The sequence below is a fragment of the Ellagibacter sp. genome (assembly GCF_048412355.1).
GTDB lineage: Bacteria > Actinomycetota > Coriobacteriia > Coriobacteriales > Eggerthellaceae > Ellagibacter.
On record NZ_DBFSAP010000006.1, the window covers coordinates 1 to 9,843 of the forward strand.

At 58.4% G+C, this 9,843-nt stretch carries 12 protein-coding genes; 6 read left to right on the forward strand and 6 right to left on the reverse strand.

All coding sequences use genetic code 11. From position 1 onward, the window contains the following. Nucleotides 1-167: 167 nt before the first annotated feature. Nucleotides 168-971 (forward strand): type IV secretory system conjugative DNA transfer family protein, encoded by an 804-nt coding sequence (locus ACMRQN_RS00715; RefSeq protein ID WP_418733401.1) that lies wholly within the window; start codon nucleotides 168-170, stop codon nucleotides 969-971. Between the two features lie 696 nt (nucleotides 972-1,667). Here the strand turns inward: ACMRQN_RS00715 and ACMRQN_RS00720 are convergent. The 4 genes from ACMRQN_RS00720 to ACMRQN_RS00735 are packed head-to-tail and all read right to left on the reverse strand — an operon-like array spanning nucleotide 1,668 to nucleotide 5,008. After that, nucleotides 1,668-2,399, reverse strand: a complete 732-nt coding sequence (locus tag ACMRQN_RS00720) for a 2Fe-2S iron-sulfur cluster-binding protein (RefSeq protein WP_418733392.1) — start codon at nucleotides 2,397-2,399, stop codon at nucleotides 1,668-1,670. Between the two features lie 2 nt (nucleotides 2,400-2,401). Continuing rightward, nucleotides 2,402-4,192, reverse strand: a complete 1,791-nt coding sequence (locus ACMRQN_RS00725; RefSeq protein ID WP_418733393.1) for an NADH-ubiquinone oxidoreductase-F iron-sulfur binding region domain-containing protein — start codon at nucleotides 4,190-4,192, stop codon at nucleotides 2,402-2,404. Beyond that, complete coding sequence (locus ACMRQN_RS00730; protein WP_418733394.1) at nucleotides 4,185-4,676, reverse strand: NAD(P)H-dependent oxidoreductase subunit E; 492 nt, start codon at nucleotides 4,674-4,676, stop codon at nucleotides 4,185-4,187. The genes ACMRQN_RS00725 and ACMRQN_RS00730 overlap by 8 nt, the downstream gene beginning before the upstream one ends. Nucleotides 4,677-4,735: 59 nt before the next feature. After that, a complete protein-coding gene (locus ACMRQN_RS00735; RefSeq protein ID WP_418733395.1) occupies nucleotides 4,736-5,008 on the reverse strand; it encodes a MoaD/ThiS family protein in 273 nt (90 codons plus the stop codon). A gap of 30 nt (nucleotides 5,009-5,038) precedes the next feature. Between ACMRQN_RS00735 and ACMRQN_RS00740 the strand changes: the two genes are divergently transcribed. Continuing rightward, a complete protein-coding gene (locus ACMRQN_RS00740; protein ID WP_418733396.1) occupies nucleotides 5,039-5,275 on the forward strand; it encodes a hypothetical protein in 237 nt (78 codons plus the stop codon). An 11-nt stretch (nucleotides 5,276-5,286) separates the two neighbouring features. Next, nucleotides 5,287-5,991 carry a glutamine-hydrolyzing GMP synthase subunit GuaA gene (locus ACMRQN_RS00745; RefSeq protein WP_418733402.1) on the forward strand — a complete coding sequence of 235 codons (705 nt, stop codon included), beginning with the start codon at nucleotides 5,287-5,289 and terminating at the stop codon, nucleotides 5,989-5,991. Nucleotides 5,992-6,182: 191 nt separating this feature from the next. Here ACMRQN_RS00745 and ACMRQN_RS00750 read toward each other — a convergent pair whose 3' ends face one another. Together ACMRQN_RS00750 and ACMRQN_RS00755 are read right to left on the reverse strand one after the other, a co-directional pair. Next, nucleotides 6,183-6,974 (reverse strand): restriction endonuclease subunit S, encoded by a 792-nt coding sequence (locus ACMRQN_RS00750; protein ID WP_418733403.1) that lies wholly within the window; start codon nucleotides 6,972-6,974, stop codon nucleotides 6,183-6,185. Nucleotides 6,975-7,134: 160 nt separating this feature from the next. Further along, complete coding sequence (locus ACMRQN_RS00755) at nucleotides 7,135-7,731, reverse strand: class I SAM-dependent methyltransferase (RefSeq protein WP_418733397.1); 597 nt, start codon at nucleotides 7,729-7,731, stop codon at nucleotides 7,135-7,137. Between ACMRQN_RS00755 and ACMRQN_RS00760 the strand changes: the two genes are divergently transcribed. From ACMRQN_RS00760 to ACMRQN_RS00770, 3 genes are all read left to right on the forward strand, one after another. Further along, complete coding sequence (locus ACMRQN_RS00760; protein ID WP_418733398.1) at nucleotides 7,721-8,404, forward strand: hypothetical protein; 684 nt, start codon at nucleotides 7,721-7,723, stop codon at nucleotides 8,402-8,404. The two genes, ACMRQN_RS00755 and ACMRQN_RS00760, sit on opposite strands and share 11 nt — an antisense overlap. Before the next feature lie 16 nt (nucleotides 8,405-8,420). Beyond that, the gene (locus ACMRQN_RS00765; protein ID WP_418733399.1) at nucleotides 8,421-8,642 is read left to right on the forward strand and encodes a hypothetical protein; all 222 of its coding nucleotides are present in this window, start codon (nucleotides 8,421-8,423) and stop codon (nucleotides 8,640-8,642) included. A 144-nt stretch (nucleotides 8,643-8,786) separates the two neighbouring features. After that, on the forward strand, nucleotides 8,787-9,200 hold the full coding sequence (locus tag ACMRQN_RS00770; protein WP_418733400.1) for a hypothetical protein: 414 nt from the start codon (nucleotides 8,787-8,789) through the stop codon (nucleotides 9,198-9,200). The last annotated feature ends 643 nt before the right edge of the window (nucleotides 9,201-9,843 follow it).

The following is a 9,843-nucleotide window of genomic DNA, read 5'->3' on the forward strand; positions in this document are numbered from 1 at the left end:
AAACTGCAAAGACGAGCGTCGGAAAGACACGCCGAAGTCGCCGCAGCGTGAGTTGATATAGAGGAAAGGGCCTGACTTCAGCGAAATGCTGGGGCCAGGCCCGATTTTGCCTATTGACAATGTCCTGCTCATATTAAAAAGAAGACCCCGGAGCTTACGCGCCCTCGCTGTACAACCGCGCGAAGGCCACGTGCGGTGCGGAGAAGATGCATGCGAGCATCTTGGGGATCCTTGCGGCCGACCTCGTGCCGTTCGGGTTCGAAGGCGTCATCAGGTCGTACAGCAATCCTCGGCAGATCGATTTCCGCAGCTTCGGGCGCGAAAAGCGCGCGCTGTTCGTCACCATCGACGACATGGACCGATGCCTCGACAAGCTCACGAGCCTCTTCATCCAGCAGGCGTTTTCCTCCCTGTGCCGCTCGGCCGACCGCGATTACCCCGACCATCGGCTCCCCGTGCCGGTGCGCTTCGTGCTCGACGACTTCGCGAACCTGCGCCTGCCCCACATCGACGACGTGCTCTCGGTTATCCGCAGCCGCGAGATCAGCTGCACGGTGGTGTGTCAGACGATAAGCCAGCTCGAGGCGCGCTACGGCGAGGCCACCGCCAACTCCATCGTAGGCAACTGCGACAGCCAGCTTGTCCTCGGCTTTCAAGACGAGCGCACCGCCGCTTACTTTTCCTGCCGTGCGAACAAAACCGCCAGCACCTTGCTGGAAACGCCTGCGGGGATGTGGTGGGTGTTTCTGCGCGGCCAACGCGGAGCGATGGACCCCGCGCGGCGGTTGGAGGACCATCCGCGCTATCCCGAGCTCATCGAGGCGAAGCGCGCGAAGGAGGCTCGGATCGAGCTTGAGAAGCAGCGACGTAGGGAGGAAGAGGACCGCATGCTCCGCGAAATCGAGGACGAGCTCAACGTCAGCTTCGAAGAGTTCGAGATGGAAGATTTCGACGAGCGAAACATCGCATAGATGCAAAGAAACCCCCTGTTCCCGAGGTTATTCTCCCGGAAACAGGGGGCGGGTTTCCCGCTTGGCGCAGACGCCGAACGGGTGGCAAGCCAATCGAGCGCGAATTATCTCCTACATACCGAGAGGGGCGCATCGCTAAATACAGGGGAAAGCGCATCGCAAAATTATAGTGAGACGCGTGTGACATGCGTATTTGCTCAAAAGATTCGAGGACGCCGGGCGCACTTTTTCGGAAAGCGGGAAGACCCCCTGACAGGCTGAGCTCCTCCTCATTCGATGCGCCCAGCACATGGCTGTCAAGTTTAGAAAGCCAGCATCACAAGGGCTATCTGGGTGAAAACAGTCAGCACGTAAGCAGCTCGCATGACATCGCGCGTCCTCTTTCCGATTCCCAGGTCACGAGCAAGGGACTTCGTCGCGATGCCGACATGCCAGGCGAGCGCGCGGTGCCGGTCAGCATCAAGGCGGTGGTGTTGACGCTTGCAAGCATGTGGACAGCCACCACGCCGAACATGGCCCATACGAGCCAAGGCACGCTGTTGACCAGGCCTTCAATAAATAGCGATGCCGTCCCAAGTGCAGAATGCGCTAAGAAGAAGACGGCGATCGCCGAGGCGACAAGTGCATTGAGCAGGCGCGGCCGCCTGGCTTTTCGGCTATCTGGTTATGCGGCCGCCCGGATTCGCGGCTGCTGTTCTATACGAAACGATACGTCTGCGCCAGCTCGTTCGCAACCGCTTTTCGGCGGCACGCGTCGCACAGTTCCACATCCGACATCTGCTGTGTGCCCAGTACGCGTCCGCATTCTTTGCAGCGGGAAAGCTCAAACGTGCGGTTCCAGATGGTACGCGTCTCGGAGTCCTCCATGAACGGGATGCTGTCCGTGGGACAAACGTTTGCGCAGCTCAAACACCCAATGCAATCGTCGCTTGCCGCACCGTAGGGGGTGTTTATCTCCTTGTCGACGCCACGGTTGACCGTGGAGATGGCACCCGTCCCCATGCTCTCGCACGCCTGCACGCACAGCCCGCACAGGATGCACTTGCCTGCGTCTAAAGGCTCAAGGCGCTCGTATCCCTCGCCCGCTCCCATGTGAGACGCCATCGCAGCCATGAGGTCGGACTCCGGCGCGCGAGCGGCGAGCAGCGCCATGAGAACCTTGCGATCCTGGACGATCTTAGGCAAGTTAGTGTGCACCTCGCATTCCCCTTCTATGGGGTACACGCAGGAAGTGACCACCTTTGAGCGGCCACGCGCGACCACTTCCACGATGCATACGCGGCAGCTTGCGCGGTGCTCGGGGAACGCCTCGCTGCGGCACAGCGCGGGAATCTCGATGCCGTTGCGCTTCGCCACGTCCCACAGGTATTCGCCGTGCTCGGCCGAGCAGGTCTTGCCGTCGATCACGATATCGTAGGTCTTAGCCATAGCTACCTCCCCTCCGTCAGCACCGCGTTGAAGTTGCAAACCTCACGGCAGCTGCCGCAGGCGATGCACGCGGCGGGCTCGATGGAATACGGCTGTTTGCGCTCGCCGAAGATAGCTTCAGTGGGGCATGCCTTAGCGCACATGCCGCAGCCCTTGCATGCTTGCGGGTCGATGGCGAACCTGGTCAGCGCGGCGCAAACGCCCGCGGGGCAGCGGTGCTCGCCGATGTGCTCCTCGTATTCCTCGCGGAAGAACTTTATGGTGGTCAGCACGGGGTTCGGTGCCGTGCGACCCAAAGCACACAGGGAAGCGTCCTGCATCATGTGCCCGATCTCCTCGAGCAGCTCGACGTCGCCCTCTTTACCGCGACCCTCGCAGATCTCGTTAAGGATATAGCGCATCTGGCGCAGGCCCTCGCGGCAGGGCGTGCACTTACCGCAGCTTTCCTCGCACAAAAAGTCGATGTAGTAGCGGGCGACCTCCACCATGCAGCTGCAGTCGTCCATGACGATCATGCCGCCCGAGCCCATCATGGCGCCGTATTCGACGAGCGTGTCGAAGTCGACCGGCAGATCGAGCAGGCTCTCGGGAATGCAGCCGCCCGACGGGCCGCCCGTCTGGATTGCCTTGAAGGGTCGGTCCTTGATGATGCCGCCGCCGATGTCGTAGATGAGCGTGCGGAGCGTGGTGCCCATCGGCACTTCCACAAGGCCTGTGTGCTTGACCTTGCCCACCATCGCGAAAACCTTCGTACCCTTAGATTTCTCCGTTCCCAGCTTGGCGTATTCCTCTCCGCCGTGCGCCAAGATGGTGGGAATGGATGCCAAGGTCTCGACGTTGTTCAGCACCGTGGGCTTCTCGAACAAGCCGCTTTGGACGCTGCGGATGTACTTCGGGCGCGGCTCGCCAACCTTGCCCTCGATCGAGTTCATAAGCGCCGTGGACTCGCCGCATACGAAGGCGCCGCCGCCGCGCACGATGCTCAAGTCCAGCTTATGGTCGCTGCCCATGATGTGCTCGCCCAGGATGCCGGCCTCGTAGGCGTCGTCGATAGCGCGCTGGATGTGCTCGCGTGCCAAGGCATACTCGTCGCGGATATAGAGCACGCCCGTCTCGGCACCGATGGCCAGCGCACCGATAATCATGCCCTCGATGACGGCATGGGGGCTGCCCTCCATCGTGGAGCCGTCCATGAACGCGCCCGGGTCGCCCTCGTCGCCGTTGCACACGATGTACTTCGGCCACTCGTCGTAGCTCGCTGCGCTGCGCCACTTGCGCCCCGCGGGGAAGCCGGCACCGCCTTTGCCGCGCAGGCCGCTTCTCTCCACCTCGTCGATGATCTCGTCGGGAGTCATGGTGAGGGCGCGTGCGAGTCCCTCGTATCCGCCGGCCGCCTTGTATTCCTCCAGGCTCAAGGGATCGATGATGCCCACATCCTTCAGCACCACCTTGCGCTGAAGGCCGTAGAAGGGGTTGTCCGCCTGATGCTCATGGCGAACGCCCTGCTCGTCGCGATATAAAAGCTTCGTCACCGGGTCGCCCTCGAGTGAGGCGATGACGGCAGGCGCATCGGCGGGCTTTACCTTGTAGTACATGGTGTCGCGGGGCATGAGGCGCACAAGCGGCCCCTGCTCGCATTCGCCCGAGCAGCCCGTGCGACATACCTTGAGCTCTACCTGGGCATTCGCTCCCTGTGCCGCAATCTGCTCCTCCAGGGCTCTCGCCACCTCGTAGGCACCGTTGGCAATGCACCCAGTGCCGCAGCATACCAGTATTCTCTCGGTCCTAGTCATTGCCGGCCTCCCCTTCTTCAGCATCCGCGAGGCGGTAGCGCTCCACGATGCCGGGGATGTCTTCGAGCTTCAGCTTGTTGTGGTAGGTGCCATCGACCAGCATGACCGGAGCTAAGGCGCACGATCCCAGGCAGTTCACCATCTCCACGGAGAACATGCCGTCCTCGGTCGTCTCGCCGGGATCGATTCCCAACTCGCGCTTGAGGCCGGTCGCGAGGTTCACCGAGCCGCGGATGTGGCAGGCGGTGCCGTTGCAAATCTTGATGATGTGTTTGCCCTTCGGCTTCAAAGACAGCGCCTTGTAGAAAGTTACCATGGAATATAGCTGGGCAACACCGCAGTTCAGGTGCTTAGCCAGGCAATGAAGCCCCTTCTCGGGGATATAGTTGAAGGCATGCTGCATATCCTGCATGGCGGCCAGCGCATAGCGGCGCTCGGCAGGATAAGATTGCACGATTTGGATGACTTCTTCGTCAGAAACCATAGGAGTCTCCTTCGCGTTTTCGAAGGGCGCGTGCTCGGTGTCCGTCGCACATTGCGGCATCAGCCTCCCGCAACTAGCGGCGTCACGGCTACGTAATCCTGCTCGGAAAGCGGGGTGCGCACGCCATCCAAATGCTCGATATGGCGGCCGCACACCAGCACGATGGCATCGCGTCCCTTATCGGTATGATTGTCGTTGAGTAGCAGCCCCTGGAAATCAGGGTAGCGTTGTTCCAATATTTCCAGCAGCTCCAAAACGTCGCGAGGGGCGGGGAGGTTAATGCACCCCTGCCCCACAATCGTACGATACGTAGCGAAAAACTTGACGTTCATACAACCCCTTACAGGCGAAGCTCCTGGAATTTGGCGTCAGTGGGGTCGCCTTCCGCCGTCCAGCCGCAAGCTCATGATGATCCCCCCTTCGCGGTGGACGTGATGTGCGTCAAGCCCTTCGGCGAGGGGATGGGTCGCCTCGCGCGGCTGTTCTCGCTGCTGCTCATGGGGAAGGCGAGCTTCGATGCGGGCCGTTACGTGAGCATCGATAGGCTGTGCGAGCGCCATGCGGCGGCGTACTACGAGGCGCTCAACGCGTGCACGTGAACCACGGCCTCATGCGCAAGGGTGAAAGCGAGCAGGTCATCGACGTGTTCAAGAATCAGATGGACGCGAACCTGGTCTACGTGGACGCGACCGACCGCTTCCTCGGCAAGCTGGTTGACGTCGCCGAGCCCGAGGCAAAGCGCAAGATCATCGGCGCTGAGTTCATCCGCGTGTTTGAGGAGGAGGCGCGCAAGGTTGGCAACGAGGTCAGCTTCCTGGCGCAGGGCACCATCTACCCCGACATCCTGGAGTCCAAAGACGGCGTAAAGGCCCATCACAACGTGGGCGGCCTGCCCGATGACCTGCAGTTCGAGCTTTGCGAGCCCGTCAAGCTGCTGTACAAGGACGAGGTGCGCGTGGTCGGCCGCGAGCTCGGCCTGCCCGAGAACATGGTCGAGCGCCAGCCCTTCCCCGGCCCTGGCCTGGGCGTTCGCTGCCTCGGCGCTATTACCCGCGACCGTCTCGAGGCGCTGCGCGAGGCAGATGCGATCGTTCGCGAGGAGATTGACCAGGCAGGGCTTACCATCTGGCAGTACTTTGCTGTCGTGCCCGGCTTCCGCGCCACTGGCGTGCGCGAGGGCAAGCGCGCCTACGACTGGCCGTGTATCATCCGCTGCATCAACACCGTCGACGTCATGACCGCCGAGGTCCCCGGCATCTGCCGCGTCTGCTACGACCTCACGCCCAAACCCGTCGGCACGGTGGAATGGGAATAACGGGTACTGGCTTCTGAACTCGCGTTTTAATATCGCGCGGTGCCTTGTGATACCGTGGGGCATCCCGTGGGGCAAAGTCGTCAGCGATGACGCAAGAATTACAGCCTCCGAACATTCTGTTCGGAGGCTTTCACTTATTGAGTCGCTGCCTGAGAAAATGGTTTGATTGCCCCTTCCGCCTCTTTAGGGCGTCACCGTAGAGTACTCGACTGCCTATAGATTGCAACAAGGGGTGTCAAGCTTTTAGCAGCGCGGACAGCGGTGATGCGCGACAGCAACTCGCTTGAGGGCTCGTCTTCCGGGTCATGCTCGACGAGCTCCCCACGGACGGCGAGGTCGAGCACCTTTGATTTGAGCTGCGCGAGCAGGCCGTCGAGGTCCGCCCGGTCTCGCTCGATCCCGTCGACGAGTGCCAGGTATTTGCCGAGGGCGCCGACGATGCGGCGCTGCTCGGCGAGAGGCGGGATAGGAATCAGGAGGTTGGAAACAACGCTCTGGCTTAGATTAGGCTGGTTACTTCCCTGAGCTTTTTCACGGAGTGCATCATAGCTGTTCTCGTAGTAGATTTTGATATAGCTCTGGAGGCAGCCTTTTTCGATTTTTCTTAAAACAGCACACGCCTGATTTGTTGCGGCGTCAATTCGCAATGTAGCAACAGACCCCCGCGTTTTTCCCTCGCCATACATTGCAACAACAAGAGATTCGACAGGATAAACAACACAATTCGTTTCGCGAAGTGCGCGTTCGGTTATGTAACCATCCGGTTTAGTAATGACCCCTTTTGTAGCCGAGCCACTCGTTATCCACGGAATCGTGCCATTTTCGTAATAGGCTTTGTTTGCCTTAAGGGGCGTTGCTCCTGTTCCTACTGGGCAAACAGCGTTTACCCTTGCCCAGCTCCATCCCTCGGGGAGATCGAAAAGAATCTCCTTTTCGATACACTTCGCTTCACCCTTGCCGTCTGCTCGCTTCTCATAGGGCAGCCCATAGGAAAATCTGTTGCGCTGTCGCCAACATCAAGTCCCAGCCGAATCTATACGAAGATTTGTGTTTGGCTCTGGCCATTTTGTTTTTTTGCGATGCTTGGCATTGATGGGGCTTCCGAAAACAGCAGTCATCGCCTGGTCTAGTTAAACGCTCCGATCAGCTACGAGTACACCATGCGTTCAACCACTTCTCGTCTGAACGGCCGGGGCGTACGTCGGACGTGATGCCGATGCGGTCGACGGTCAGGTTCTCGACGTCGTCGATGAGGCGGCAGAAGGACTGCTCGGTCATGTCGGTGAACCAGCGGCCGTTGCGCATGCCGTCGTGGTCGCCGATCTTGAAGCTGAGGTAGAAGCGGCCGCCCGGCTTGAGCGCGGCGGCGTATTTGGCGACGATGGCGGGCAGTTCTGCAGCAGGCACGTGAAGCAGGCTGCTGCAGGCCCAAATCCCGTCGTATCCGTCTTTGGGCTCGAAATCGGCGAATGTCGCATGTTCCACTCTAAGGCCGGTGAGCTCGCTTGCGGCCTTGACCATCTCGGCGCTGCCGTCGACTGCGTCGACCGCGAGGCCCGCCTTGAGGAACGCCAGGGAGTCGCGTCCGCTGCCGCAGCCCAGGTCCAGGATGCGGCCGCCCTTGGGCAGCATGTCCACAAACGTCTTCTGCAGCGCGCCGAACTCGATGTTCGCCGTGTCCGCTATGAACTTCTTCGCGTTGCCATCGTAGTAGCCGATGGTCTCCTCCGTGGCGGTCATGCTCTTCCTTCCTAGAACGCGGGCGCTTCGCGCTCCTCCGTCTTCCAGCGCTCGCCTGGCAAAAGGTCCGTTGCGATTCTATCAACCTTCTTCATTTAAAAAAGAACTTCCTGCCGAATATGCAGATTTAACACTGGGCGTTGATAGCCCCTGTGGTATATGGACATTGCACAATTTCGATCCACCGGGGATCGTCTCAAAAACGTGGCGTCCTTTTAAAACGCCGCAAATAGGATTGTTCGACCGAACCGAACAAGATCGCAAAGAAACGGCTTACGACGAAATTCCCGGCCTCGATGTCGATATCAGGTTGAATCCCGAAATATTCGAGTTCACGCTTCAAGACGATAAGAGTCCCTTTTGCAGGGCGACCGAAAGATACGCGCTGGCAGACTTGCCAAAAGAGATGGCAGACGAATTTGCGGATAAACTATTAAGGGCGATGCCGGAATCTTTGATAAGCATACACACTCGGTATATTCACCATGACTGGATTGGCCATCAATTCAGGCCTGTCCCGCTTGAAAAGATACGATGGCTGTGGTATGTCTTCGCCGTGTACATGATGAAAACCCAACATGCCTTCTGCAAGCATTGCGGAAAGCCGTTTATGAAGTCACGTCAAGATAAGCAATACTGCAACGACAAATGCCGTAAAGCAGCAAATCGTTAACGAGAAGGGGCCGGTTATGCTATTCGGAAGCGACAAACGAAAAGACCGCAAATACAGCAAGCTTAGCAAGAAAGATGATGCTTTGGTTAAAAAGCTGGATGCCCTAAATTGGGATGACAGCCGAAAGTCGAATCGTCTTTACAAGAAGCACAATAAGACGCTCCAGAAGCTCGAGAAGAACCGAACGTGGCATCTGCCGAAAAGAGAGCATGGCTGGTACCTTCCCAATGACGACTAAGTGTTGTTTAAGCTATTGTGTCCTGCAGAACTTTGTAGCTCCCGCAAAAAGCGTCTTTCCGCCAATGTGCAGTCTTCCTTGGTGATTACAGATCAGGTATCCGAGAATTGATAATCGGAATACAAGTTAGAAAGGAGTTGGCTGATGTCGCTCGGCCATGCAGGACATGCCCGGCTCGAGCTCGAGGACGCCGAAATCGCCATCTACTCCTATACGGGCGAAGACTGGAACGTCCAAGACGAGTCGGCACGCAAAGCCCTCGAAAGCGCTATTGGACAGTTCACAATCTACAAGTCCTGCCTCATCGAACCAGAGGTGCACTGCAAGGTTAGAAAAACACCCAATGGCAGGAAGAAACTCATTGGAAAGAAGGTTGTTGGCCATCCTGACCTTTCGGGGCTGATTGACGACGGGGGCATCGTAATTGACAAGCTGTGCGGCGTCGACGCCGAAACATCGAACTACCGCCCCCGCATTTACATACACCTATTGCGTCATATCTTCGAAAACTACCAGCTAAACGGGCGACTCCCCGAAAAGGAAGGGTTCATTCTCTAGCTACAAATCCCAAGAATAGCCAGCATGACAGGGTTCTACGGCTATCGCGAGAATATATCTTTAATTCCGCGCATTAAGAATGCTTATACGCAAAACAACACAGATCGTTTCTGGCATCGTTGACAGCGAGCCTCCGAATCACCCCGTTTTAAGCCACCCGCTACGAATCCCAGCGGAAACCTGGGAGTGATTAAAGGAGCGACCTGCGGTTTCGCGAATCAATTGAGTCATTCCCGAAATCGCGAATCAAGGGCCTGATTCGCCCAAATTGCGCACGAATCAGCTCTTAGGCGGTATGACGCGACACGCATCGGTAGTGCTCGGACTGGGTTAGTCGTCGAGTGGGAATAGTAAAAATACGTGCAATGCACGTGCATGACAGGCTAGATAGCACCCATGGCGCACTGCATCATGGGTGCTATCTTTGTCTATGGGAGCAGGTCACGGTGCATTCCGGTCGCCACGTAACGGATATCCGTCACGCCATGACGGATTCCAGGAACGGTTGATTTTCATCTCTAGCCGGACACTTGCGGCATAAATAGAGTTTTCGCAGTTAGCAGGACGGGCGCGTGAGCGCCCGTCCTGTGTTTTCCCAGGTCGATATGGCCCGGTCTGCGGCAAATCGGGGCGTTCGGTTGAG